Origin of the sequence: Haemophilus sp. SZY H8 (genome assembly GCF_018829755.1) — a bacterium.
In the GTDB taxonomy this organism is placed as follows: domain Bacteria; phylum Pseudomonadota; class Gammaproteobacteria; order Enterobacterales; family Pasteurellaceae; genus Haemophilus; species Haemophilus haemolyticus_K.
On sequence record NZ_JAHKJY010000003.1, the window covers coordinates 144,523 to 171,278 of the forward strand.

General features: G+C 39.6%; 28 protein-coding genes. 14 read left to right on the top strand and 14 right to left on the bottom strand.

Annotated features, from left to right (window positions below):
• Window positions 1-35: 35 nt before the first annotated feature.
• The 4 genes from galE to trhP all read left to right on the top strand — a co-directional run bounded on the left by galE (window position 36) and on the right by trhP (window position 4,708).
• Window positions 36-1,052, top strand: a complete 1,017-nt coding sequence (gene galE / locus KKW16_RS06070) for a UDP-glucose 4-epimerase GalE (RefSeq protein ID WP_140524097.1) — start codon at window positions 36-38, stop codon at window positions 1,050-1,052.
• 142 nt (window positions 1,053-1,194) lie between these two features.
• Entirely contained in the window at window positions 1,195-2,472 is a 1,278-nt protein-coding gene (locus KKW16_RS06075) for an MFS transporter (RefSeq protein WP_140524094.1), read from the top strand.
• Between the two features lie 84 nt (window positions 2,473-2,556).
• Entirely contained in the window at window positions 2,557-3,201 is a 645-nt protein-coding gene (gene adk, locus KKW16_RS06080; RefSeq protein ID WP_048953463.1) for an adenylate kinase, read from the top strand.
• A 127-nt stretch (window positions 3,202-3,328) separates the two neighbouring features.
• Window positions 3,329-4,708: a prephenate-dependent tRNA uridine(34) hydroxylase TrhP gene (trhP, locus tag KKW16_RS06085; RefSeq protein ID WP_140524092.1), complete on the top strand. Its 1,380-nt coding sequence runs from the start codon at window positions 3,329-3,331 to the stop codon at window positions 4,706-4,708.
• Between the two features lie 154 nt (window positions 4,709-4,862).
• Here trhP and KKW16_RS06090 read toward each other — a convergent pair whose 3' ends face one another.
• Window positions 4,863-5,903 carry a glycosyltransferase family 9 protein gene (locus KKW16_RS06090; protein ID WP_215768056.1) on the bottom strand — a complete coding sequence of 347 codons (1,041 nt, stop codon included), beginning with the start codon at window positions 5,901-5,903 and terminating at the stop codon, window positions 4,863-4,865.
• 77 nt (window positions 5,904-5,980) lie between these two features.
• On the opposite strand from KKW16_RS06090, the gene KKW16_RS06095 reads away from it, so the two are divergent.
• The gene (locus KKW16_RS06095; protein ID WP_048953458.1) at window positions 5,981-6,715 is read left to right on the top strand and encodes a 3-deoxy-D-manno-octulosonic acid kinase; all 735 of its coding nucleotides are present in this window, start codon (window positions 5,981-5,983) and stop codon (window positions 6,713-6,715) included.
• 10 nt (window positions 6,716-6,725) lie between these two features.
• A complete protein-coding gene (rdgB, locus tag KKW16_RS06100; protein WP_048953456.1) occupies window positions 6,726-7,319 on the top strand; it encodes an RdgB/HAM1 family non-canonical purine NTP pyrophosphatase in 594 nt (197 codons plus the stop codon).
• Between the two features lie 66 nt (window positions 7,320-7,385).
• On the opposite strand, the gene argH is transcribed toward rdgB, so the two are convergent.
• From argH to KKW16_RS06145, 9 genes are all read right to left on the bottom strand, one after another.
• Window positions 7,386-8,759 carry an argininosuccinate lyase gene (argH, locus tag KKW16_RS06105; protein ID WP_140450116.1) on the bottom strand — a complete coding sequence of 458 codons (1,374 nt, stop codon included), beginning with the start codon at window positions 8,757-8,759 and terminating at the stop codon, window positions 7,386-7,388.
• Window positions 8,760-8,893: 134 nt separating this feature from the next.
• Entirely contained in the window at window positions 8,894-9,781 is an 888-nt protein-coding gene (gene galU, locus KKW16_RS06110; protein ID WP_048953452.1) for a UTP--glucose-1-phosphate uridylyltransferase GalU, read from the bottom strand.
• A 23-nt stretch (window positions 9,782-9,804) separates the two neighbouring features.
• Window positions 9,805-9,996: a carbon storage regulator CsrA gene (gene csrA / locus KKW16_RS06115; protein ID WP_048953448.1), complete on the bottom strand. Its 192-nt coding sequence runs from the start codon at window positions 9,994-9,996 to the stop codon at window positions 9,805-9,807.
• Between the two features lie 77 nt (window positions 9,997-10,073).
• Window positions 10,074-12,698, bottom strand: coding sequence for an alanine--tRNA ligase (gene alaS, locus KKW16_RS06120; RefSeq protein WP_048953446.1), 2,625 nt, complete (start codon window positions 12,696-12,698; stop codon window positions 10,074-10,076).
• A gap of 187 nt (window positions 12,699-12,885) precedes the next feature.
• Entirely contained in the window at window positions 12,886-13,311 is a 426-nt protein-coding gene (gene uspA, locus KKW16_RS06125) for a universal stress protein UspA (protein ID WP_005629483.1), read from the bottom strand.
• A 99-nt stretch (window positions 13,312-13,410) separates the two neighbouring features.
• Complete coding sequence (pepP, locus tag KKW16_RS06130; protein ID WP_048953444.1) at window positions 13,411-14,706, bottom strand: Xaa-Pro aminopeptidase; 1,296 nt, start codon at window positions 14,704-14,706, stop codon at window positions 13,411-13,413.
• 11 nt (window positions 14,707-14,717) lie between these two features.
• The gene (locus tag KKW16_RS06135) at window positions 14,718-15,266 is read right to left on the bottom strand and encodes a YecA/YgfB family protein (RefSeq protein ID WP_048953442.1); all 549 of its coding nucleotides are present in this window, start codon (window positions 15,264-15,266) and stop codon (window positions 14,718-14,720) included.
• Between the two features lie 108 nt (window positions 15,267-15,374).
• Complete coding sequence (gene groL / locus KKW16_RS06140) at window positions 15,375-17,018, bottom strand: chaperonin GroEL (RefSeq protein WP_005635749.1); 1,644 nt, start codon at window positions 17,016-17,018, stop codon at window positions 15,375-15,377.
• Between the two features lie 19 nt (window positions 17,019-17,037).
• Window positions 17,038-17,328 carry a co-chaperone GroES gene (locus KKW16_RS06145; protein ID WP_005629492.1) on the bottom strand — a complete coding sequence of 97 codons (291 nt, stop codon included), beginning with the start codon at window positions 17,326-17,328 and terminating at the stop codon, window positions 17,038-17,040.
• Window positions 17,329-17,496: 168 nt separating this feature from the next.
• Here KKW16_RS06145 and ureA point away from each other — a divergent pair, with 168 nt between their 5' ends.
• The 8 genes from ureA (at window position 17,497) to rpoH (ending at window position 23,445) form a co-directional block, all read left to right on the top strand.
• On the top strand, window positions 17,497-17,799 hold the full coding sequence (gene ureA, locus KKW16_RS06150; RefSeq protein ID WP_005688619.1) for an urease subunit gamma: 303 nt from the start codon (window positions 17,497-17,499) through the stop codon (window positions 17,797-17,799).
• A gap of 21 nt (window positions 17,800-17,820) precedes the next feature.
• Window positions 17,821-18,126, top strand: a complete 306-nt coding sequence (gene ureB, locus KKW16_RS06155; protein ID WP_048953441.1) for an urease subunit beta — start codon at window positions 17,821-17,823, stop codon at window positions 18,124-18,126.
• 11 nt (window positions 18,127-18,137) lie between these two features.
• Window positions 18,138-19,856: an urease subunit alpha gene (ureC, locus tag KKW16_RS06160; protein WP_048953439.1), complete on the top strand. Its 1,719-nt coding sequence runs from the start codon at window positions 18,138-18,140 to the stop codon at window positions 19,854-19,856.
• Window positions 19,857-19,893: 37 nt separating this feature from the next.
• Complete coding sequence (locus KKW16_RS06165) at window positions 19,894-20,514, top strand: glutathione S-transferase (RefSeq protein WP_048953437.1); 621 nt, start codon at window positions 19,894-19,896, stop codon at window positions 20,512-20,514.
• Window positions 20,515-20,870: 356 nt separating this feature from the next.
• Complete coding sequence (gene ureE, locus KKW16_RS06170) at window positions 20,871-21,428, top strand: urease accessory protein UreE (protein ID WP_048953435.1); 558 nt, start codon at window positions 20,871-20,873, stop codon at window positions 21,426-21,428.
• Window positions 21,413-22,120: an urease accessory protein UreF gene (locus KKW16_RS06175; RefSeq protein WP_048953434.1), complete on the top strand. Its 708-nt coding sequence runs from the start codon at window positions 21,413-21,415 to the stop codon at window positions 22,118-22,120. The genes ureE and KKW16_RS06175 overlap by 16 nt, the downstream gene beginning before the upstream one ends.
• A 30-nt stretch (window positions 22,121-22,150) precedes the next feature.
• Window positions 22,151-22,462 (top strand): DUF2322 family protein, encoded by a 312-nt coding sequence (locus KKW16_RS06180; RefSeq protein WP_048953432.1) that lies wholly within the window; start codon window positions 22,151-22,153, stop codon window positions 22,460-22,462.
• Between the two features lie 137 nt (window positions 22,463-22,599).
• Window positions 22,600-23,445, top strand: a complete 846-nt coding sequence (gene rpoH / locus KKW16_RS06185; RefSeq protein WP_005626842.1) for an RNA polymerase sigma factor RpoH — start codon at window positions 22,600-22,602, stop codon at window positions 23,443-23,445.
• 39 nt (window positions 23,446-23,484) lie between these two features.
• On the opposite strand, the gene dusC is transcribed toward rpoH, so the two are convergent.
• The 4 genes from dusC to rph form a co-directional block, all read right to left on the bottom strand.
• Window positions 23,485-24,417, bottom strand: coding sequence for a tRNA dihydrouridine(16) synthase DusC (gene dusC, locus KKW16_RS06190; RefSeq protein WP_048953431.1), 933 nt, complete (start codon window positions 24,415-24,417; stop codon window positions 23,485-23,487).
• Window positions 24,417-25,283: a co-chaperone DjlA gene (gene djlA, locus KKW16_RS06195; RefSeq protein WP_111696037.1), complete on the bottom strand. Its 867-nt coding sequence runs from the start codon at window positions 25,281-25,283 to the stop codon at window positions 24,417-24,419. Before djlA ends, dusC begins: the two co-directional genes overlap by 1 nt.
• A gap of 78 nt (window positions 25,284-25,361) precedes the next feature.
• Window positions 25,362-26,003: an orotate phosphoribosyltransferase gene (gene pyrE / locus KKW16_RS06200; protein WP_048953426.1), complete on the bottom strand. Its 642-nt coding sequence runs from the start codon at window positions 26,001-26,003 to the stop codon at window positions 25,362-25,364.
• Between the two features lie 24 nt (window positions 26,004-26,027).
• Window positions 26,028-26,744 carry a ribonuclease PH gene (rph, locus tag KKW16_RS06205; RefSeq protein WP_048953425.1) on the bottom strand — a complete coding sequence of 239 codons (717 nt, stop codon included), beginning with the start codon at window positions 26,742-26,744 and terminating at the stop codon, window positions 26,028-26,030.
• Window positions 26,745-26,756: the final 12 nt, after the last annotated feature.

The window sequence follows — 26,756 nt, forward strand, 5'->3', positions numbered from 1 at the left end:
TTTTTTTAGTCTCAATAATTAATAAGGAAATCATTATGGCCATTTTAGTGACAGGTGGCGCCGGTTATATCGGTTCTCACACAGTTGTGGAATTATTAAATGCTGGCAAAGAGGTGGTAGTATTAGATAATCTTTGCAATTCATCGCCAAAATCCCTTGAGCGCGTAAAACAAATTACAGGCAAAGAAGCAAAGTTTTATGAAGGTGATATTTTAGATCGTGCTTTGTTACAAAAAATCTTTACTGAAAATAAGATTAGCTCTGTTATTCACTTTGCAGGGTTAAAAGCCGTAGGGGAAAGTGTTCAAAAGCCGACAGAATATTACATGAACAATGTCTCTGGCACCCTTGTATTAATTCAAGAAATGAAAAAAGCAGGTGTTTGGAACTTTGTATTTAGTTCATCTGCAACGGTTTACGGTGATCCAAAAATTATTCCAATTACAGAGGATTGTGAAGTCGGCGGTACAACCAACCCTTATGGTACATCTAAATATATGGTTGAGCAGATTTTACGCGATACAGTAAAAGCGGAACCAAAATTTAGCATGACCATCTTGCGTTATTTTAATCCAGTTGGGGCGCATGAAAGTGGCTTAATTGGTGAAGATCCAAATGGTATTCCAAATAATTTATTACCTTATATTAGTCAAGTTGCCATCGGTAAATTAGCACAACTTTCTGTATTTGGTAGTGATTACGACACTCATGATGGAACAGGCGTCCGTGATTATATTCATGTGGTTGATTTGGCAGTGGGGCATTTAAAAGCGCTTCAACGTCATGAAAATGATGCTGGTTTACATATTTATAACCTTGGTACAGGCCATGGTTATTCCGTATTAGATATGGTAAAAGCTTTTGAAAAAGCCAACGATATTACAATTGCATATAAACTTGTAGAGCGCCGTCCTGGTGATATTGCGACATGCTATTCTGATCCTAGTTTAGCTGCAAAAGAGCTTGGTTGGGTAGCTGAACGTGGTCTTGAAAAAATGATGCAAGATACATGGAACTGGCAGAAAAATAATCCAAAAGGGTACAGAGATTAATATTCTCTAATATTTGTTTTTCTTTTTTAGGAAGAAGAAGCTAAACATTGGGGGATGTGATTAAAAATCCCCCTAATTTTTGCACTTATCCTTTAATTGAAAGGCAAAGTTTCTAAAATACAACCAAAATTAACCGCACTTTATGTCAAATTCCCTTTCTTCCCAAATTTTTACACGCAAGATGTTGATTTGCGTATTCACAGGTTTTAATTCTGGTTTGCCATTATTTGTGTTATTGCAGATGTTGCCTGTTTGGCTAACAGATAAACATCTTTCAATTGAGCTTATTGGTGCGGTAACTGGTGTGATGTTGCCTTATGGATTGAAATTTTTGTGGGCTCCTTTATTGGATCGTTATTTCCCAAGTTTTTTAGGGCGTCGTCGTAGCTGGATGCTGCTTTCACAAGTGGCATTATTGATTTTACTTTACATAATTAGCCTGTTTGATCCGCTCACACAACTGAGTACGGTTGCAAATATTGCGTTGCTTATCGCCTTTTTTTCAGCCACACAAGATATCGTGTTAGACGCTTATCGTCGTGAGATTTTGAGTGATTATGAATTAGGTTTGGGAAACACTATTCATATTAATGCTTATCGAATTGCGGGATTAATTCCCGGTGGATTATCGCTATATTTGGCGGCGATTTATCCTTGGGAAACAGTCTTTTTATGGACCGCACTTTGTATGTTAGCGGGCATCTTCATGACATTATTTTTAGCAAAAGAGCCCAAAATAGACGTGCAGCAAACTAATCAGCCGTTCTATCAAGCATTTTGGATTCCATTACAAGAATTTTTTCAGCGTAAGGGCATCATTCAGGCTATCGGTTTTTTACTGTTTTTGTTTTTGTATAAGTTCGGGGATTCTTTTGCCACAACGCTACAAACCAAATTTATTTATGATATGGGATTTAGCAAAGAGGATATAGCGATTGTTGTAAAAAGTACCGCACTTTGGTCAAGCATTTTATCTGGACTTGCTGGTGGTGTGATAATGCTAAAACAGGGTATTAACCGTGCATTGTGGCTATTTGGGCTTGTACAGATGGTGACAATTGGTGGGTTTATTTGGTTGGCAGCTTTCGGACATTTTGATGTTATTACATCAGCCGAGTTATGGAAACTAGGTGTTGTGATTGCAGCAGAATATATCGGTGTTGGGCTTGGCACCGCGGCTTTTGTGGCTTTTATGGCGCGTGAGAGTAATCCGCTTTATACCGCAACACAGCTTGCACTTTTTACAAGCCTTTCAGCTTTGCCAAGTAAAGTTTTAGGTATGCTTTCTGGTTATGTTGTGGGAGCGGTAGGGTATTATCAGTATTTTTGGTTTTGTTTATTTTTAGCGATTCCTGGCATGCTTTGTTTATTTTGGGTAGCGCCTTGGAATCAAGAAAATAATACGGCCAATTCACTATAAAAGTACGGTAAAAATTATAAAAAATTTGACCGCACTATGCTTTATCAGTATCTTAATCACGTTTTTTATTAATGGAGATTTTTTATGAAAATTATTCTTTTAGGTGCACCGGGCGCAGGTAAAGGCACTCAAGCACAATTTATTATGAATAAATTTGGTATCCCGCAAATTTCAACTGGCGATATGTTCCGCGCTGCAATCAAAGCAGGGACTGAACTTGGCAAACAAGCTAAAGCATTAATGGATGAAGGTAAATTAGTACCAGATGAATTAACCGTTGCCCTTGTAAAAGATCGTATTGCTCAACCTGACTGCGCAAATGGTTTCTTGTTAGATGGTTTCCCTCGTACTATTCCACAAGCGGATGCATTGAAAGATTCAGGCGTTAAAATTGACTTTGTTTTAGAATTCGATGTGCCAGACGAAGTGATTGTTGAACGTATGAGTGGTCGTCGTGTACATCAAGCATCTGGTCGTTCTTACCACATTGTTTATAATCCACCAAAAGTGGAAGGTAAAGATGATGTAACGGGTGAAGATTTAATTATTCGTGCAGATGATAAACCAGAAACTGTATTAGATCGTTTAGCCGTATATCATAAACAAACCAGCCCATTAATTGATTATTACCAAGCAGAAGCGAAAGCGGGGAATACTCAATATTTCCGTTTAGATGGTACACAAAAAGTGGAAGAAGTTAGCCAAGAGTTAAATAAAATTCTAAGCTAAAATTAACCGCACTTTTTGATATCGAGAAGTGCGGAATATTCCTTAACATGTCTAAAATCCCTAGTTTTATCTTTTAATGATTTACCTCGTGTAAATTCCTGACTTGAAATCAGATAGAGAACATATCATGACATCCTCATTCAAACCAGAATTACTTTCCCCTGCTGGCTCCCTCAAAAATATGCGCTATGCTTTTGCCTATGGTGCAGATGCCGTTTATGCTGGCCAACCTCGTTATAGCTTGCGTGTACGTAACAATGAATTTAATCACGCCAATTTAAAAATCGGGATCGATGAGGCTCATGCGCTTGGCAAAAAATTCTATGTGGTCGTAAACATTGCACCGCATAACTCCAAACTCAAAACCTTTATCAAAGATTTACAACCTGTGATCGACATGGGCCCTGATGCCTTAATTATGTCTGACCCCGGCTTAATCATGTTGGTGCGTGAAAACTTCCCAGATATTGATATTCACCTTTCTGTACAAGCGAATGCGGTAAACTGGGCGACTGTGAAATTCTGGAAACAAATGGGATTAACTCGTGTGATTTTATCGCGCGAATTATCCATTGAAGAGATCGCTGAAATTCGCCAACACGTGCCAGATATCGAACTCGAAATTTTCGTACACGGTGCGTTGTGCATGGCATATTCTGGCCGCTGCTTGCTTTCTGGATATATCAATAAACGCGATCCAAACCAAGGCACTTGCACGAATGCTTGCCGTTGGGAATACAAAATGGAAGAAGGCACCACGGATGAAGTGGGCAATATCGTGCCGAAAATCGATCCTGCCCAACAAATCGAAGTGAAAAATGTGGCGCCAACCTTGGGTGAAGGTGCGGTAACGGATAAAGTCTTCCTTTACACCGAATCACAAAAGCCAGATGAGCAAATGACCGCGTTTGAAGATGAGCACGGCACCTACTTTATGAACTCAAAAGATCTGCGGGCCGTACAACACGTTGAAAAATTGACCGCACTTGGTGTGCATTCGTTAAAAATCGAGGGTCGTACTAAATCATTCTATTATTGCGCAAGAACCGCTCAAGTTTACCGCAAAGCCATCGATGATGCAGCTGCAGGTAAGCCATTTGATGAAAGCTTAATGGATACCTTGGAATCCCTTGCCCATCGTGGTTATACCGAAGGTTTCTTACGTCGCCATACACACGATGAATACCAAAATTACGAATACGGTTATTCTATTTCTGATCGTCAACAGTTTGTCGGTGAATTTACGGGTAAACGTAATGAACAAGGTATGGCTGAAGTGGCGGTGAAGAACAAATTCCTACTTGGTGATGATGTAGAAATGATGACCCCTCAGGGTAATATCAATTTCAAAATTGAAAAAATGATAAATCGTAAAAATGAAGCGGTTGATGCAGCACTAGGTGATGGGCATTTTGTGTTCTTAAACGTACCACAAGATATCAACTTAGACTACGCCTTATTAATGCGTAATTTAGTCAATAGCAATACAAGAAATCCACATAATTAAATGACAAAAAATTATTTGTTAAAAAAATGTTGTATTTTTGTATTTTGTTATTATAATACGTTACATACCTGATTTGTTAATTCAACAACTCATAGTATGACTCCAAATATTTTTGCCCTTTCAGCTTTTGAAAGGGCTTTTTTTATCCCTGAATTTAAAGCCCTAACTTATTCATTTCTTCAATTACAGAGTCCACTTGGATCTGTGCCATTAAATCTTTTCCTTTTAGTTTTGTTACCCAAGGTAATAGAGAAGATGTTTTTCCAAATTCTTTTTGTGCATTCTCTTCATAAACAGAGACGACATTAGACAAATTATGATAAGGGCCCGTACGTAATGGGTTGTGATAAGCATATAAACCAATAACAGGCGTATTTTGAGCCGTTGCAATATGTGCTGGGCCAGAATCGGGCGATAAAACTAAATCTACTTGAGAAATTAAGGCTGCAAGTTGCTTCAAGCTGGTTTTACCTGAGGCATTAGTTGGTTTAAAGTCACAAAGTGCTATGATTCTTTCAACCATTTCTAATTCACGCTTTGAGGGGGAACTACAAAAAATAACATGAATATTACGTTTATTTGCAAGATTTGCAACCTCAGCATAACGTTCAATGAGCCAATCTTTTTCTACTTTACTAGAGCAAGGAGAGATCAGTAAATTTTTACGTGAAGGATCGATAAATTGATATGCATATTCACTTTCCTGGGGAGAGATTTCAAGTTTCCAGGTTAATTTAGCTTTTGGCACACCAATATATTCTGCAAAAGCCATAAAACCGTCTAAGACATGAGGTGAATCAGGATCATTTACTTGACGATTAACAAATAGCCATTGTCCCTCTCGTGATCGTTTTTTACCAAACCCAATTTTATATTTAGCTTTAATTCCTAAGGAAATAATAGAAGCACGAAATGCAGTTTGCATATTTAACAAGGCATCAAAGTGTTGATTCTTTAACGTTTTCCATAATGAGAAAAGACCTTTCCAACCGGTTTTCTTATCATAAGGAATCAGAGTAATATTAGGAATCCCCTCTAATAAACCGAATTCTGTTTTACCTACAACCCAAGTAATTTGGGTTTGAGGATAATAAGCCTGAATATGTTGTATGACAGCAAGGGCATGACAAACATCTCCTACAGCAGAAAGGCGGAGAATACAAAGTGATTTGGGAGCACGAGTGAAAAGTGACATTTGCAATCCTTTCTCATTTAATTTGGATGTATTTTAAAGTAGAATAAGGACATTTTCTATCATCCAATTCCACTAATATGCACTCATTCCAACAGGGTAATGAATATTTTATCTTCAGTTTTGACCGCACTTTTAACGATAAAAGTAACTTCTTTAAACCTAAATTCTGGCAAACTCAAAAAAGAATTATTGGGACTGCAAAAGGCCGAGGCACAACTTATTTTCTACAAACAGAAGATTATCTAGGCGTAAACTGCGCACTGAGACATTATTATCGCGGTGGATTATGGGGAAAATTCAACAAAGATCGTTATTATTTCTCCTCTCTCAAGAAGACCCGTAGTTTTGCTGAATTTTATTTACTACAACGCTTATATGAATCAGGGCTCCCGGTTCCTAAACCTATTGCTGCACGAGTTCAAAAGGGAAAATTTGGGATCTGCTATCAAGCGGATATTTTGACAGAAAAAATTGAAAATGCTCAGGATTTATCCCTACTATTACAGGCAACCCCTTTACCAAAAGAAATCTGGACTCAAATAGGAAAATTAATTCGTCAATTACATGATCAGCAGGTTTGCCATACAGATTTAAATGTACATAACATTCTAGTTCAACAAATAAAAAATAGAAAACAATGTTGGTTATTAGATTTCGATAAGTGCACTATAAGATCGGGAGATAGTTGGAAAACAGATAACTTGAATCGATTACACCGCTCTTTTACAAAAGAAATTAAAAGAATGAAGATTCAATTTACAAAACAAAATTGGGCAGATTTAATCGAAGCCTATAATCAACCTCAAGAATAAAGGATAAGCCATGAAACAAAAAATCGTACTTGCTACAGGTAACCAAGGTAAAGTGAAGGAAATGTCTGATGTATTAGCTAATCTTGGATTTGAAGTGATCGCACAAAGCGATTTAGGCATTAATAGCCCCGAAGAAACAGGCTTAACCTTTGTAGAAAATGCACTATTAAAAGCACGCTATGCGTCAGAAAAATCGGGGTTACCCGCTATAGCAGATGATTCTGGTTTAGTTGTTTATGCGCTCAATGGGGCTCCAGGGTTATATTCTGCGCGATACGCTGGAGAGGATAGTAACGATGAAAAGAATCGCAAAAAATTATTAACCGAACTCTCTCATGTCACAAAAGAAAATCGACAAGCAAAATTTGTGAGCTGTATCGTTTATCTAAAACACCCAAATGATCCGTCACCAATCATCGCTGAAGGTGAATGCCATGGTCTCATTGAGTTTGAAGAAAAAGGTAAAAATGGTTTTGGTTACGATAGTTTATTTTTCAGCCCAGAAAAAAATTGCACGTTCGGTGAACTGGATACAATCGAGAAAAAAAGAATCTCACATAGAGCACGCGCACTTAATATCTTAAAAAATAAATTAGAAAATTAATATTTATAGGCACTCAAAAACGGTCAGAAATATAAAATAATTTCTGACCGCACTTTAACGTTATAATTAAGCTAAACGTATTTTCGCTTCTGCAATAGCTTCGGCAACACGCAATGGAGATACCCCACCTTTTGCACAACGTTTGTCTAAGCAAGATTGGAGCGAAAGAATCTCGTAAACATCATCTCCCACTACTTCACTAAATTGGCGGAATTCAGGAATACTGAGATCTTCTAATCCCTTCCCTTTATCAATCGCATAAACAACCGTTTCACCCACAATATGATGAGAATCTCGGAAAGGTACACCCTTAGAAACTAAATAATCCGCTAATTCAGTTGCGTTTGAATAGCCTTTTAACGCAGCTTCTCGAGTACGTTCAACATTTACTTTCAATTCATCTAATACGAACGTTGCCATATCCACACAGTTTTGCCAAGTATCTAAGGCATCAAAAATACCTTCTTTGTCTTCTTGCATATCTTTATTATACGCAAGTGGCAAGCCTTTTAAGGTGACTAGCATGCCTGTTAATGAGCCAATCACTCTGCCTACTTTACCCCGAATTAACTCACATGCATCAGGATTTTTCTTTTGTGGCATTAATGATGATCCCGAAGTCACGCGATCAGATAGCTCGACGAAATTTGCCTCTCCGCTATTAAAGATAATCATATCTTCAGCAAAGCGGGAAAGATGCGCCATACTGAGGGATGCGATGGAAAGCAACTCTACAATATGATCGCGATCAGAGACGCTATCTAAGCTATTTCTAGTTGCGAAAACAAAACCAAGATCGTGCGCAAGTGAATCACGATCTACGGCATAAGCCGTACCAGCCAGCGCACCACTACCAAGTGGACAGGTATTCATACGATTATACGCATCTGTTAAACGTGAATAGTCGCGGTCGAACATTTCCACATATGCCATACACCAATGAGCAAAAGTGATTGGTTGAGCTCGTTGTAAATGGGTATAGCCAGGCATTACTGCTTGTTGTGTGTTTTCTGCGGTTTGAACTAAGTGGCGTTGCAAATTACGTACTGATTCTTGTAATTCAACCACACGTTGTTTGCACCATAGTTTTATATCTACTGCCACTTGATCGTTGCGGCTACGGCCAGTATGTAATTTTTTACCAAGGTTGCCTACTTTATCGATTAGCTTACTTTCAACCCAACTATGAATATCTTCAGCATCATCTTGTAAAATTGCTTGCGGATTTGACCGCACTTCAATAAGTAATTCATTGAGTGCTTGCTCAAGTTGATGCTGTTCTTCGATAGTTAATACATTGACTTTCACCAAGGCTTTGGACCAACCAATCGAGCCTTGAATATCCTGTTCTACCAAACGATAATCAAAACGTAACGAGTCATTAAAATCTTTAAAACGTTTATCCGCTGCCTGCGTAAAACGCCCCCCCCAAAGTGCCATAATCTTTCCTTTTTATTTTAATTAATTATTCTATTATTGTGCATATTTATGCATAAATCAACATTCTATATTAATAATAAAACAAAAATGGACAAAATCTTTCATTTTGTCCATTTTATCTGTATTAGTGCTATTTATAGCGTTTTTGCTAAATTTTTGATAAAGGTTTTGAATTCTTTACCTAATTTTTCATGACGAATACCGTATTCTACGAAAGCTTCCATATAGCCAATTTTATCACCACAGTCGAATGTTTCACCTGTCATATGGAATGCTTCGACAGTTTCTTTTTCAATGAGCATATCAATAGCATCGGTCAATTGGATTTCATCACCAACACCTACCGGAGTTTTTTCCAATAAATCCCAGATTTCAGCAGAGAATACATAACGACCCACTACAGCAAGGTTCGATGGTGCCTCTTCAACGGCTGGTTTTTCAACAATGTTATTAATTTTTGCACTTTCACCACCATTAAGAGCTACACCGCCACAGTCTGCAACACCATAGCTACTCACATTTTCTTGTGGTACCGGTGCAACCATTATCTGACTAGCTCCTGTTTCTTTAAAACGTTTAATCATTGCAGAAAGATTTTCTTTTTTCTGATTTGCGCTAAAATCAGCCAATAATACATCGGGTAATACTACAGCAAAAGGCTCATTACCAACTACTGGACGACCACAAAGAACAGCATGACCTAAGCCCTTAGCATTACCTTGGCGAACGTGCATAATCGTTACATCTTTTGGACAGATAGAACGCACTTCTTCTAGAAGTTGACGTTTAACTCGTTTTTCTAGCATCGTTTCTAGTTCAAAAGAGGTATCAAAATGGTTTTCGATAGCATTTTTTGATGAATGCGTGACAAGTACAATTTCTTTTATGCCAGCTGCAACACATTCATTTACAACATACTGAATTAATGGTTTATCAACTAATGTAAGCATTTCTTTTGGAATTGCTTTTGTTGCAGGTAACATGCGGGTCCCTAACCCTGCTACAGGAATAATTGCTTTCATAATATTAAATCCATTATTTACGATTATGATGAACCGTCTAATTGTTCATCTTTCATCTGTTTAATTCGTTGGTAAATTTCTTCTCGGTGAACGGATACTTCTTTAGGCGCTTCTACACCGAGTTTAACTTGGTTTCCACGTACACTCAAAATCGTGATAGAAATATCATTTCCAATAAGTACACTTTCGCCAACTTTACGAGTCAAGATTAACATCTTTTATCTCCTTAGTTTGCATTTATTAGATATCCCCATCAATCAAGGAAGGTTGGCATCCCACCAACCGGCTTGTACTACAGATTTTTGTTTAACCAGTCCTGCGCCACTTTAACTGCTTGTGCTACATTTTCTGGTTGGGAGCCTCCTGCCATTGCCATATCCGGACGACCACCGCCTTTACCCCCGACCTGTTGAGCCATTAAATTAACGAGCTCTCCAGCTTTTACTTTGGTAGTTAAATCGTTTGTTACACCAACGACAAGGTTGACTTTTTCATCTAAGATCGATGCGAATGCGATTACGCCTGAGCCGAGTTGATTTTTTAAATCATCGACCATCACACGTAATGACTTTGTTTCTATGCCATCTAATTGTTGTGCGATAACAGAAACACCGTTGATTTTCACCGCACTTTTCACAAAATCAGAACCCGCCTGCATTGCGGCTTTTTCTTTTAGACCTTGCAATTCTTTTTCCACTTTCTTCGCTTTGTCTTGAAGTTGTTGGATTTTTTCTACTAAGGTATTTACATCTGATTTGAATAAGTCTGCGCTTTGGAGCAGAATGCGTTGTTGATTATGTAACCATTCAATCGCATTTTCACCAGTTACAGCTTCAATACGACGAACGCCTGCAGCCACTGCACTTTCAGTAATAATTTTAAATAGACCGATATCCCCAGTGCGTTTTGCGTGAATACCACCACAAAGCTCAATTGAGAAGTCGCCCATGGTCAATACGCGAACGTTATCACCATATTTCTCGCCAAAGAGTGCCATTGCCCCTTTAGCTTTTGCTGAATCAATGTCCATAATATCCGTTTGAACAGGGAAGTTAGCACGGATTTTTTGGTTTACTAGTGTTTCAATTTGAGTTAATTGTTCTTTTGTAATTGCTTCTGGCTGTGCAAAGTCAAAACGCAAGGCTTTATCTGAAACAAGTGATCCTTTTTGCACAACATGTTGACCTAAAACTTGACGTAAAGCCGCGTGCAATAAGTGTGTTGCTGAGTGATTAAGTGATGTACTGTGGCGACGTTCCGCATCCACAATAGCATTCACTGTTTGCCCAACTTTCAAACTTCCTTGCGTTAATTCTCCAATGTGTCCAAATACTTGCCCATATTTTTGGGTATCTTTAACATTAAAGGTCACGCCTTGCGCGTTTAAATATCCGCTATCGCCAATCTGACCGCCTGATTCTGCGTAAAACGGTGTATTTTCTAGAATAACGACTGCACTTTGACCTGCTTCGATACTTTCCACTGATTTACCATCATAGAAAAGTGCGGTGATTTTTGCTTGAGATTCGACTTCAGTATAGCCTTCAAACTTGGTTTCACCATCTACACGAATAATGCTGTTGTAGTCCACACCAAACTGACTTGCGGCTTGAGCACGAGTACGTTGCACTTCCATTTCACGGTCAAAGGCTTGTTCATCAATAGTGATATTGCGCTCACGACATACATCAGCCGTTAAATCCAATGGGAAACCATAGGTGTCATAAAGTTTGAATGCAACTTCACCTGAAAGAATGCCATCTTTCACTTGAGCAAGGGCTTCATCTAATAAGCTCAAACCACGTTCTAGAGTGCGAGCAAATTGTTCTTCTTCTAAACGTAATAGTTTTTCAACATTTGCTTGTTTTGCTTTTACGTCTTTGCCCGCTTCAGCCATTACTTCAATTAGAGTTGGTACGAGTTTATAGAAAAAGGCTTCTTTGGCACCTAATAAGTGACCGTGACGAACTGCGCGGCGAATAATACGACGCAAGACATAACCACGGCCTTCGTTTGATGGAATAACGCCATCTGCGATTAAATATGCACAAGAACGAATATGGTCAGCAATAACACGTAATGATTTATTACTTAAATCTGTTGTGCCAACAACTTCAGCCGTCTTTGCGATTAATGTTTTGAAAATATCAATCTCGTAGTTTGAGTTCACATGTTGCAATACAGCAGAAATACGCTCTAAGCCCATACCTGTGTCAACTGATGGGCGTGGTAATTTTTCCATTGTGCCATCAGCTAAACGGTTGAATTGCATGAACACAACGTTCCAGATTTCGATATAACGGTCGCCATCTTCTTCTGGTGAGCCTGGAGGTCCGCCCCAAATATGATCACCGTGATCGTAGAAAATTTCAGTACAAGGACCACAAGGACCTGTATCGCCCATTGCCCAGAAGTTGTCTGATGCGTAAGGTGCGCCTTTATTGTCACCAATGCGAATAATGCGTTCAGCAGGTACACCGACCTCTTTATTCCAGATGTTGTAGGCTTCGTCATCCGTTTCATACACGGTTACCCATAGTTTTTCTTTAGGTAAACCAAGCCATTGTGGGGAAGTTAAATATTCCCAAGCAAAATTAATCGCATCGTGTTTAAAGTAATCACCAAAACTGAAGTTACCGAGCATTTCAAAGAAAGTATGATGACGCGCGGTATAACCAACATTTTCTAAGTCGTTATGTTTACCACCAGCACGTACGCAACGTTGCGCTGTGGTGGCTCTAGAATAAGGGCGTTTATCCATTCCAAGGAATACATCCTTAAATTGGTTCATCCCAGCGTTCGTGAAAAGCAAAGTCGGATCATTTTCCGGCACAAGTGAGCTACTCTCAACTACTTGGTGACCTTTGCTATGGAAAAAATCAAGGAATGATTGTCTTATTTCTGCTGTTGTTTTCATTAAAAAGAATCCTTGTTACCCATAATAAAAATAAAAACTAAATCGCTCTATTTTTGCATATTTTTGAAATTTATAAAAAGGCTTTTTGCCAAAACCCAAAAATAAAACCGCACTCCACGACGCTATTTGAGAAGTGCGGTTAAAATTTAAGTTATTTCAGATTATTCAAAAAACAATTTCTTGTTAATTATTCATCTCTAAGCGGAACAACCAACATATCAATTTTAATCGTATTCATCACTTGACGTGTTGAAGACATTAACTTACTCCAAAAGTCTTGGTGATGTCCCGTCACTAATAAATCTACATCATATTGTTCGATGGCATCACTTAGAACTTGTCCTAAATCACCACTGCCACTCAATTTTTCTGAAATTGGATAATCCGCACTTTCAGCTAAATCTAACAAGGCTTTTTGTGTTTCCGTGGAAATTCTGTCTTGCATTGAAGACATATTCACATCAATCAATCCAGTGTAAAGATCCGAGAAGTTCACATCAACGTGGATGATAGAAAGTTTTGCTTCGTGACGTTTTGCAACCCCAACCGCTTTTTTAAGTAAAACAGGACTCTCTTCAGAAAGATCTACTGCCACTAAAACGTGTTTGTACATAATCGACTCCTTAACTGATTGGTTCGGTTTTTTAACTGGTTCTAATGCTAACATTTTGAGCAATAAAAAACTGTGTACTAGATCACAATTTAAACATTTTTATTCAAAATTCATTAAATTTTCAATGTCTGCAATTTCTTTAGGGGCAGCTACGGTTAGGATTTTATTACCATATTCAGTCATGAGTAAATTGTCCTCAATACGCACGCCAATGCCTTTGTATTGCTCTGGCACATCAGCATCTTTTGAAATATAAATACCAGGTTCAACGGTAATCACCATGCCGATTTCGAGTATCCGCTGTTTATCCTGACCATAGCTACCCACATCATGTACATCTAAACCTAGCCAGTGTCCTAATCCATGCATATAAAATTGGCGATAAGCTTGTTGTTCAATGAGTGTATCGACATCACCGTTTAAGATACCTAAATCCACTAATCCTTGGGTTTTAATACGAATGACTTCATCATTGGCTTGCTTAATGGAATTGCCTGGTACAAGTAATTCAATCGCACGTTTTTGTGCTTTTAAAACTAACTCGTAAATTTCACGTTGAGGCTGGCTAAATTTTCCATTTACAGGAAAAGTGCGGGTAATATCGCCTGCATACATGGCAAACTCACAGCCGGCGTCTATAAGCACCAAATCCCCATCATTTAATGGGCGATCATTTTCTGTGTAGTGCAAAATACAGGCGTTGTTTCCCCCAGCAACAATGGAATTGTAAGAAGGAAATCTGGCGCAATGACGATTAAATTCATGCAAAATATCGCTTTCAATTTCATATTCAAAGCGATTTGGACGTGTCGTTTGCATTGCTTTAATATGCCCAAGTGCCGTAATTTGTCCTGCTTGTTGCATTAAGCGGATTTCATTAGGCGATTTTATAAGGCGCATTTCGCTGAGCATTGGTCGCCAATCTAAAATCTCGTTAAAATTCACCGCACTTTCTGTCACTAATTTATCACCCCAAGTATGAATTTCTGGCACATAGTAAAGTGCGGTCAAATTTTTCAGTATTTTGGGGAGTACGGTAACGAATTCTTCAATAGAATAGGCTTCATTTACATTAAGTTGTTGTGGTGCTCGCTCAACACCTAATCGGCGACCATTCCACGTTTCAAGTAACGGATCGCGTGGACGAAGAAAAATAATAGCTTTTTCTGCTTGTTCTGTTTTCAGTAATAACAACGCTGCATTAGGTTCATTAAAGCCCGTTAAATACCAAAAATAGCTATCTTGACGGAAAGGATAGGTACAATCATTATTACGGCGTTTTTCGATTTCAGAAAAAAGCAATAATGCTGAATTAGGTTGCATTTGAGTGAATACTCGTGTGCGACGTTCCTCAAATTCTTCTTTAGGCAATTCAGCCATATAAGCCAATTCCATTCGAGATCTCCTTAATGTAATACAGGTTTGCTCTCAATTTCTCCTTCGTTGAAATGAGAATAGAATAACATAGCAATGGTGCGAACATATTCAATGATTTCTTCTAGTGCTTCCACTAGTTCTTCTTCGTTATCGTCTTCATCATAACCAAGTTGGCAAATATCTTGTAAATCATCTACGGCTTCGCCAATCTCGCCTTTTTCTTTTGCTAATTCAGGTTGAGCTAAGCCAAGACCAAGTAAGAATTGGTTTGCCCAGTCAGATAAGCTATCCGCTTGCGCAAAGACATTTTCATCTTCGGTTAAACCAAGTTCAAAGGTAAATCCTTCAACATCTGATAAGGTTTGACTAATTTGTTCATAAAGTTCTGTAACGGGTTGAACTAATGCTGTTGGGTAAGCGTGATTATCATTGCTGAATTGATATAAGAGCGGTAGCCAACTTTGATCTTTTAATCCGCCACAAAGTAAACCGCTTAAAAAACCGTGTAGTTCTGTTGCATTAAAGCCGATTCCAGCAGATTTAAGTTGTTGGTTAAGGTCAGAATGAGAAATGAGCATAATAGATTTCCTGAGTAAATTTGAAATTAGTGTAAACCTTTGTAAATAAAAAAGCGATCGCTTTTCCTTGTGGAAAAACGACCGCACTTTTATCTGATGATGAGCGAATTACATCATTCCGCCCATGCCACCCATACCGCCCATGCCTGCGCCTAGGTCAGCTTTTTCATCTTTTGGAAGCTCAGTTACCATACATTCAGTGGTAATCATTAAGCCTGCTACAGATGCCGCAAATTGCAATGCAGAACGAGTTACTTTAGTTGGATCTAAGATACCCATTTCGATCATATCGCCGTATTGTTCTGTACCTGCGTTATAACCAAAGTTTCCTTCGCCATTTTTAACCGCACTTGCCACAACAGATGCTTCTTCACCTGCGTTAGTAACGATTTGACGTAAAGGTGCTTCCATCGCACGTAATGCAAGTTTGATACCCACATTTTGTTCTTCGTTGTCACCTTTTAGACTTGCTGCAACTTTCGCTGCTGCGCGAACTAATGCAACACCACCACCTGCAACGATACCTTCTTCAACCGCTGCACGAGTTGCATGTAATGCATCATCCACACGGTCTTTTTTCTCTTTCATTTCAACTTCAGTTGCTGCGCCGACTTTGATTACTGCCACTCCGCCAGCTAATTTAGCCACGCGTTCTTGAAGTTTTTCTTTATCGTAGTCAGAAGTTGATTCTTCAATTTGTTGGCGAATTTGAGCCACACGACCTTTGATTTGAGATTCATCACCAATACCATCAATAATGGTTGTGTTATCTTTATTGATAACAACACGTTTTGCTTGACCTAAATCTTCTAATGTCGCTTTTTCAAGCTCCATACCGATTTCTTCAGAAATCACAGTACCCGCAGTTAAGATCGCAATATCTTGTAACATCGCTTTACGACGATCACCAAAACCAGGCGCTTTCACGGCTGCAACTTTCACGATACCGCGCATAGTGTTCACCACTAAGGTTGCAAGCGCTTCACCTTCCACATCTTCAGCGATGATTAATAACGGTTTACCTGCTTTCGCAACACCTTCTAACACTGGAAGTAATTCACGGATATTAGAGATTTTTTTATCAACAAGAAGAAGATATGGATTATCTAATTCAACCGTTGCAGTTTCTGGTTTGTTGATGAAGTATGGAGAAAGGTAACCACGGTCAAATTGCATCCCTTCAACCACATCTAATTCATCTTCAAGACCTGTACCATCTTCAACGGTAATCACGCCTTCTTTACCCACTTTTTCCATCGCTTGTGAGATTAATTGACCCACAATGCTGTCAGAGTTTGCAGAAATGGTACCTACTTGTTCAATTTCTTTCGCTGTTTCACAAGGTTTAGATAAATTTTTAAGCTCAGAAACAACCGCACTTACTGCTTTATCGATACCACGTTTTAAATCCATTGGATTCATGCCTGCCGCTACTGCTTTCAAGCCTTCATTTACGATAGCTTGCGCAAGTACAGTTGCCGTGGTTGTACCATCACCTGCAGCGTCATTTGCTTTAGATGCTACTTCTTTCACCATTTGTGCACCCATGTTTTCGAATTTATCTTCTAATTCGATTTCACGAGCAACAGATACACCGTCTTTAGTGATAGTTGGTGCGCCAAATGATTTATCTAAAATTACATTACGACCTTTCGGGCCAAGGGTTACTTTTACTGCGTCGGCTAATACATTCACGCCTTTAAGCATTTTTACGCGTGCGTCATTACCAAATTTTACGTCTTTTGCTGCCATTTTCTTTTCCCTTATCTAATTATTCTACAATTGCTAAGATGTCGTTTTCAGAAATGATTAATACTTCTTCACCATCGATTTTTTCGCTTTTCACGCCGTAACCGTCGTTGAAAATTACGGTATCGCCAACTTTTACATCTAATGGTTGAACGGTGCCATTTTCTAAAATACGACCTTTACCCACCGCTAATACTTTAGCACGGGTTGATTTGGTCGCTGCTGAACCGGTTAATACGATACCGCCAGCTGAACGGGTTTCGACTTCTTCACGTTTAATAATTACACGATCGTGTAAAGGACGAATATTCATGATTAATTTCCTTCTTAAGAATTTGTAAGTGCGGTTTTTATATAAGGAACATTTTTTCGCTTTCAAGGGCTATTCATAAAAAAATTCTGACAAAATGTTTCTCCTATTTGGATTTTTTACGTAAAATTCGCCGCTCTTTGTGCGATAAATAAATGAAGGAATGAAGATATGCACTTAACATCAAGAGAACAAGAAAAGCTAATGCTCTTTTTGGCCGGTGAACTGGCAGCAAAACGTAAAGCGAGAGGCGTTAAATTAAATTATCCAGAAACCATTGCTTATATTGCGAGCCATTTACAAGAGGCAGCAAGAGACGGAATGAGTGTAGCGGAAGTGATGCAATATGGCTCAACACTTTTAACCGTTGATGATGTCATGGAAGGTGTGGCAGAAATGGTTCATGAAGTCCAGATTGAAGCGACTTTCCCAGATGGTACAAAACTTGTTACCGTGCATAATCCGATTAGATAAAAGTAGAAGGATTTAAATAAAATGCTCCCAGGTGAATACCAATTAGCTGAAGGCGATATTATTGCCAATGTCGGCAGAAAAACCGTCACAATCGAAGTAACCAATTCAGGCGACCGTCCAATTCAAGTTGGCTCGCATTACCATTTTTTTGAGACCAATAATGCCCTTAAATTTGACCGCACTTTAGCGCGTGGAATGCGCTTAAATGTTCCATCTGGCAATGCAGTACGTTTTGAACCAGGTGAAGTGAAATCAGTCGAGTTAGTGGCTTTTGGAGGATCGCAAACTATTTACGGCTTCCATAATCAAATTGATGGCAAATTATAAGGTAGGGCAAAATGGCATTAACAATTTCAAGAGCACAATATGTAGCAACTTACGGCCCAACCGTTGGCGATAAAGTCCGTTTAGGCGATACCAATTTATGGGCAACTATTGAACAAGATTTATTGACCAAAGGCGATGAGTGTAAATTTGGTGGCGGTAAAAGTGTGCGCGATGGCATGGCGCAAAGCGGCACCGCAACTCGCGACAATCCGAATGTATTGGATTTTGTGATTACCAATGTGATGATCATTGATGCTAAATTAGGCATTATCAAAGCTGATATTGGTATTCGCGATGGGCGTATTGTCGGTATTGGACAAGCTGGTAACCCTGACACTATGGATAACGTCACGCCAAACATGATTATCGGTGCTAGCACGGAAGTGCATAACGGTGCACATTTAATTGCAACCGCTGGCGGTATTGATACCCACATTCACTTTATTTGTCCGCAACAAGCACAACATGCGATTGAAAGCGGTGTTACCACGTTAATTGGTGGAGGAACAGGCCCAGCTGATGGCACACACGCGACCACTTGTACGCCAGGCGCTTGGTATATGGAGCGTATGTTCCAAGCGGCAGAAGCTTTGCCTGTCAACGTAGGCTTTTTTGGTAAAGGTAACTGTTCAACCCTAGATCCGCTACGCGAACAAATTAAAGCGGGTGCATTAGGTTTAAAAATCCACGAAGACTGGGGCGCAACGCCTGCAGTAATTGATTCTGCATTAAAAGTGGCAGATGAAATGGATATTCAAGTAGCGATTCACACCGACACACTAAATGAAAGTGGCTTCTTAGAAGATACCATGAAAGCGATTGATGGACGTGTGATTCACACCTTCCACACGGAAGGTGCGGGCGGCGGACATGCGCCCGATATTATTAAAGCAGCGATGTATCCAAACGTATTACCCGCTTCAACCAACCCGACTCGTCCGTTTACAAAAAACACCATTGATGAACATTTGGATATGTTGATGGTTTGCCATCACTTAGATAAACGCGTGCCGGAAGACGTAGCTTTTGCCGATAGCCGTATCCGTCCTGAAACTATTGCAGCAGAAGATATTTTGCATGATATAGGCGTTTTCTCGATTATGAGTTCTGACTCTCAAGCAATGGGACGTATTGGCGAAGTCGTTATTCGTACATGGCAAACTGCAGATAAAATGAAAATGCAACGTGGTGAGTTAGGCAATGAAGGAAACGATAACTTCCGTATTAAACGCTATATTGCAAAATACACTATCAACCCAGCGATTGCACACGGTATTGCGGATCATATTGGTTCATTAGAAGTGGGCAAAATTGCAGATATCGTATTATGGAAACCGATGTTCTTTGGGGTAAAACCGGAAGTGGTAATTAAAAAAGGTTTTATTAGCTACGCCAAAATGGGCGATCCAAATGCCTCTATTCCAACACCGCAACCTGTATTCTATCGTCCGATGTACGGTGCACAAGGTTTAGCAACAGCACAAACTGCGGTATTCTTTGTTTCACAAGCCGCTGAAAAAGCAGATATTCGTGCAAAATTTGGTTTAAACAAAGAAACCATTGCCGTGAAAGGCTGCCGTAGCGTGGGTAAAAAAGATCTCGTTCACAATAACGCGACACCTGAAATTACGGTAGATCCAGAACGCTATGAAGTGCGAGTGGATGGCGAACTCATTACTTGCGAACCAGTGGATACGGTGCCATTGGGACAACGATATTTTATGTTCTAAGCAGAAAAGAGCGGTCAAATTTTAAGGAGAATTTACAATGAAACTTTGGTACTCCACCACCAGCCCGTATGTGCGTAAAGTGCTGGTAACATTGAAATATCAACAACTCTTAGACAAAACAGAACTGATTAAAATTGGTTCATCATTTGATGCAAGCTCTCCGCATAATCAGGCAAATCCTCTGGGCAGAGTGCCAGCGTTAGAACGTAATTGTGGTAATTGGCTTTATGGCAGTTTGCTGATTTGTGAATATCTTGATCAAAAAGGCAAGGTAGAACCTAAACTCATTCCAGAAAGCGGCAAACCACGCTGGGCAGCGTTAGCGTTGCATAATTTAGCCGATGGCATTATGGAAAACACCGTGCCAATGATGGCTGAAAAAATGCTTCGCCCTGAAAGTGAATGGTGGACAGATCGCCATCAACAACTAACCGAACGTAATCTTCAAAATTTTGCAAGACTTGAGCAAGATTTAAAACCGTTTGGCACGGAATTAAACATTGGTACGTTAACGGCGGTTGCAGTCATTGATTGGTTCTTGTTTAGAGCAGAAAAAATTGGATTAGATCTTGCAAAAGAATTTCCAAATTTAACCGCTTGGGCGGCAGAGATGAATGAAAAATATGAGGTTTTAAGCGAGACAATACCTACTTTGTAACCATTTTTTGCGTCATGAAATAGGTCTAAATAATCTAATTTCTCCGTATTTTCTTCTGCTAAATCTCCCCACCCCCTCTTTGCTAAAGAGGGGAAAGAACGGGCGAGATTTTATATCATTGTTCTACTTTGATATGGCAAATATAAATTAGTCAGATGACAGCAAATTTATAAAGAAAATCCCCTCTTTAGCAAAGGGGGGAAGGAATGAGCGAGGTTTTATATCATTGTTCTACTTTAATATAGCAAATATAAATTAGTCAGGTGACAGCAAATTTATAAAGCCCCCCTCTTTAGCAAAGAGGGGAAGGGGAGATTTGGCAGCCTTAATTAGCGAAGAAAATAAGTAATACAAAAATGAAAATCCTCAACCCCATTTTGCCTATTATGGATACTATTTTAGGCGACTTAGTTAGCCTCCAAACTGAAGGCAAAATTACACATCAAACCATTGAACGCGTGGCATTGCAGTGGTATGAAAGCGAACGGAATATTTTGCGTAAAACCACAAATACGGGGCGCGAAGTTGCCTTTCGTTTGCTAAAAGAAGGGCAACGTTTAAAACACAATGATGTGGTGTTTATCAGTGATGAGTTGGCGATTGTGATCGAAATCTTGCCAAGCGAAGTGATTGTGCTTTCGCCGAAAACCCTGCCTGAAATGGCTCGAGCCTGTTATGAAATCGGCAACAAACATTCACCGCTCTTTTTAGATGGTGATGAAGTCACGTTGCCTTACGATAAACCGATGTTCGAGTGGCTGCAAGCGGCGGGATTTCATCCTCAAAAAGCGGAACGCCGTTTAAGCCAAGCCTTACGTGCCAATTCGGCACAAGGACACGTGCATTCACATAGCCATTCGCACGCTCATCACGGTTATCATCATCACGGAGACGACAATTGGCATCAACATTAAACCGAAGCTTGGCAGATTTAGGTGCGTTGCTTCACTTAGTCGATCCCACTTTACCTATTGGGGGCTTTAACCACTCCAATGGCTTAGAAACCTTCGTCCAGCAAGGCGTTGTTTCGACTAAAGCAACTCTCGAAGAGTATGTGCAAACCCAGCTGTTGCAGAACTGGATTTACAACGACGGTGCGTATCTTTCCCTTGCATTCGATGCAATGAACGAAGGTAATTTTGACAGCTTGTGTGAGCTGGATTGGCAACTTTCCGCCACTAAAGTGGCACGCGAAAGCCGTGAAGGGAGCTTTAAACTCGGTGTACGCTTGCTGAAAATTTTTATTCGCTACGAAACACATACGCTGCTCACCGCTTACCAACAAGCGATTGTCGAAAAACGCGTGCAAGGCTACTTCCCTATCGTGTTTGCAATGGTTGCTCAAGCAATGGGGTTAAGCAAAGCCGATACGCTCTACGCTTTTTATTACAATGCCGCAGTGGGGGCAATTACTAATGGAGTGAAATTGATTCCTCTCAGCCAAATGAATGGGCAAGATATTCTGTTTGACTTGCGTGGCTCGCTCGTACAAGCGGTAGAATTAAGCCTTGAACCCGACGAAGAGTGGCTTGGTGCGGCAACGCTGGCGAATGATATTCGAGCTATCCAGCATGAAACGCTTTATACCCGACTCTATATGTCGTAATAATATTGAAAACAGTTAAGGAAAAGCAAAATGAGCTTTAAAGAAATTTTAGAAACCTTACCCACAATCGATCATTTAACTGGTTTAAATGTGACAGATGGTAAAACGATTATCCACAACATTCCAGCCATACCCGGTAAATTAGGTTCTCTTCGCCTTTATAATGCATTGGCTGAAAAATTTAACGGGAAATTAAACCGCACTTCCGCACAACAAGGTGTTGAATGGTTTGCAGAACACGTAGAAGATGCTAAAGCGAATCCAGGCAAGCATCCGAACATTGATTTACTATTTAAAGTCATTAATGAAAATCTTAATTTAACCCTGATTCCACTTTGCTAATTAATCAGAATTATTTAGAATAATTGAACTTTTGATTGATAAAACCTGTCTTATTAACAAATTGGTTCAATAAGATAGCTTATTGTGCTATAACTAGGTTCATTGATTGGCAAAAGCCAAAATAAAGAAGGGAAACGATGGATAAAGAAACACAAATGATGTTAGTTCCTCAAGGCAGTATCGAAGGTTATATTCGTGCGGCAAATGAATATCCGATGCTGACTGCAGAGGAAGAAAAGGAATTGGCAGAACGTTTGTATTATCACGAGGATTTAGATGCCGCGAAAAAACTCATTTTGTCGCATCTTCGTTTCGTGATCCATGTTGCACGTGGCTATTCTGGCTATGGTTTGCCACAAGCTGACCTAATCCAAGAAGGCAATATCGGCTTAATGAAAGCGGTTAAACGTTTTAACCCTGAAGTTGGTGTACGTTTGGTGTCATTCGCTGTGCATTGGATTAAAGCTGAGATCCACGAATATGTTCTTCGTAACTGGCGTATCGTAAAAGTCGCAACCACGAAAGCTCAACGTAAATTATTTTTCAACCTACGAAAAACTAAACAACGTTTAGGTTGGTTTAACGAAAATGAAGTTGATATCGTGGCAAATGAATTGGGTGTTTCCAAAGAAGATGTGATCGAAATGGAATCGCGTATGAGCGGTGCGGATGTAGGTTTTGATTTACCCACTGATGATGCAGAAACAGAGACTTATTCTCCCGCCCTTTATTTGGAAGATAAAAGTTCCAATTTCGCAGCAGAGCTTGAAAATGAAAACTTTGAAAGCCAAGCAACCGAGCAATTAGGTGCGGCGCTACAAAGTCTAGATGCGCGTAGTCAGGATATTATCAAAGCTCGTTGGCTAGATGATAACAAAGCAACATTACACGACTTAGCGGCAAAATATAATGTCTCAGCGGAACGTATCCGTCAATTAGAAACCAATGCACTGAAAAAATTAAAAAGTGCGGTGAGTTTTTAAATAATTTAAAAAAAGAAAACCTGCTGATTAGCAGGTTTTTTATTTATCATTTAAACGTAATTTCAAATCTTCAGCAGTTTGGCAAGTCTTAATCTTATCAAACACTTGGTTCGCCTCATCATATTCCTTATTCAAATAACGTAACCATTGTTTAATTCGTGCCACATGGTAAAAACCACTGTCATATTCATTTTCGACGTTAGCATATTTGTTCAAGATTTTTTGAATCTCACACCAAGGCATTTTTACTGCATTTGATTTCAGAACATGGCTTAAATTCGGAATATTCAACGCGCCTCGTCCCACCATTAAATCCTGACAACTTGTTTGAGATAGGCAATCTTGCCCATCTTGCCAATGCCAAATTTCTCCGTTAGCAATAACTGGAATGGATAAACGCTCTCGGACTTCACCAATTTTTTTCCAATTAATTCGATCTGCACGATAACCATCGGCTTTTGTGCGTCCATGAACTGTAATTTCGGTTGCACCGCCTTGCTCTACCGCATCTGCGATTTCAAAAGCTTGTGAAATATCATCCCAGCCTAACCGCACTTTTACACTAACAGGAAACTCATTGGGCACTGCTTGACGTAAGGCTTGAGTTGCACGATAAATCAATTCAGGCTGTTTCAATAATGCCGCACCGCCATTGCTACCATTCACAGTTTTAGAGGGACAACCACAATTTAAATCAATGCCATGAGAACCAAGATCGATCGCACGAATCGCATTTTCAGCAAGGCATTCTGGATGCTGCCCGAGCAACTGCACTCGCACTGGTGTGCCAGAGGAAGTAAAGCCCTTATTTTTTAATTCAGGGCATAAACGATAAAATACTTTTTCAGGGAGAAGTTGATCAACTACGCGGACAAATTCTGTTATACATAAATCGTAGTCATTCACTTCGGTGAGGAGTTGACGTACAAAGGGATCTAGAACCCCTTGCATAGGCGCAAGAATAACACGCACTATTTCCAGCCTTTTGCTTTACAAATTAAATCGTAAGCGGCTTGAATCTGTTGAGTTTTTTCTTTTGCCATTTCCATCATTTCTGGCGGTAAACCTTTCGCCACGAGTTTATCTGGATGGTGTTCATTCATTAAACGGCGATAAGCGCGTTTTACCGCTTGTTGTTCATCGGACTCAGTCACACCCAATACTTTATAGGCATCATTTAAAGTTGGACCTGAAGCATGTTGGTAACCACCACTATTTTGTTGCTGATATTGGTAGCCACCTTGATAGGCACCTTGTTGATATTGCTGATAGAAACCGCCTTGAGTAAAAGCTCTGGCAGCCATTTCCATCGCAATCATTTGTTCAAATTGCATACGAGAAAGACCAAGTTCTTCAGCGATCACATAAAGCACTTCTTTCTCATTTTCGTGAAGTTCTGAATCGGCAAAAGCCGCTTGAACCTGCACTTGTAAGAACATTCGCAATAAATCAGCACGTTGCCCACAGCCAATGCGAAATTCACGGATAACTTGACGAATCGGGAAATCAGATTCTTTACCACGACGAAACGCATCCTGCGCTAATTTACGCCCCGCATCATCCAATTTAAGCTGAATCATTAATTGATTAGCTAATTGAATATCTTCTTCTGTTACACGCCCTTTCGATTTACTTAAATGGCCTAGCACCGCAAAGGTGGTTTGCATAAACAAGTCTTGACGCGTTGTTTTCTTTTTAAAGAAACTGGAACTTACCGAACCAAGCTCATACAATTTTTTATCTGCGATGGAACCTAAAATGAGCCCTGCAATCGCACCAAAAAATCCACCAACTTTCCAACCTAAAAATACGCCTATAATTTTTCCAATAAATCCCATTCTTTCCCCTGTTAAGTCAAAGTGCGGTTATTTTTATAATGTTATTTATAATGATGACAAAAATTTATTTCTCAAGTTTTATACGCCAAATTCAGCACGATAAGCACGCATTTCTGGCAAATGGCTACTGTATCGCGGATCTTGTTCGATAAATTGCATCAAATCATCTAAATCAATGATTGACAGCACTTGGCATTGATAATCACGTTCTACTTCTTGAATTGCTGAAAGCTCGCCTTTTCCTCGTTCTTTACGGTTTAAGGCGATTAATACTGCCGCAAGCTCTGCCTTATTTGCACTGATTAATTCCATAGATTCACGGATCGCAGTACCAGCCGTAATCACGTCATCCACAAGCAAAATTTTTCCTTGTAATGGGCTACCAATTAAATTACCGCCCTCTCCGTGATCTTTCACTTCTTTGCGATTAAAACACACGGGTTTATCAATACCATAACGATTAAATAGCGCCACCGAAACTGAAGTGCCAATTGGAATACCTTTGTAAGCGGGGCCAAAAACAACATCAAAATCTACCGCACTTGCCTGAATTGCCGCAGCATAGAACTCGCCTAAACTCGCTAAATCTGCCCCCGTATTGAACAAACCCGCATTGAAAAAATACGGACTTTTACGCCCCGATTTCAAAGTAAACTCTCCGAATTTCAATACATTTCGGCTTAAAGCAAATTCGATAAAATCGCGTTTATATTGTTCCATCTTTTTAATCCCTATAAACTATGTTTATAAGCCTAGCGCTTCTCGTTGAGCGACAAAAATTTGATTACAACCTTGTTTCGCTAAATCTAATAATGTTAATAATTCTTCATGGCTAAATGGCTCGCCTTCTGCGGTGCCTTGCACCTCAATCATTCGACCATCTTCCATCATCACAACATTCATATCAGTTTCCGCTGCAGAATCTTCCACGTATTCCAAATCACAAACAGCTTGACCATCAACAATCCCTACAGAAATTGCCGAAACTAGCCCTTTAATTGGGTTAGTTTTTAACGTGCCATTCTCAATTAAACCATTGATCGCATCACATAATGCAACTGCAGCACCAGTAATGGATGCGGTACGTGTGCCGCCATCTGCTTGAATAACATCGCAATCTAAAGTAATCGCACGTTCACCAAGTGCTTTGAGATCCACCATTGCGCGCAAAGAGCGGGCAATTAAGCGTTGAATTTCCATTGTGCGTCCGCATTGTTTACCTTTGGCCGCTTCACGTTGCATACGACTATGTGTTGAGCGTGGCAACATTCCATATTCAGCCGTGACCCAGCCTTGCCCTTGTCCTTTTAAGAAACGTGGTACAGCATCTTCCACGGTTGCAGTACAAAGCACTTTGGTATCACCAAATTCAACAAGCACAGAACCTTCAGCATGCTTGGTGTAGTTACGGGTAATTTTAATTTGGCGGGGTTGATTATTTTCTCGATTATTTGGACGCATAATTATTCCTTG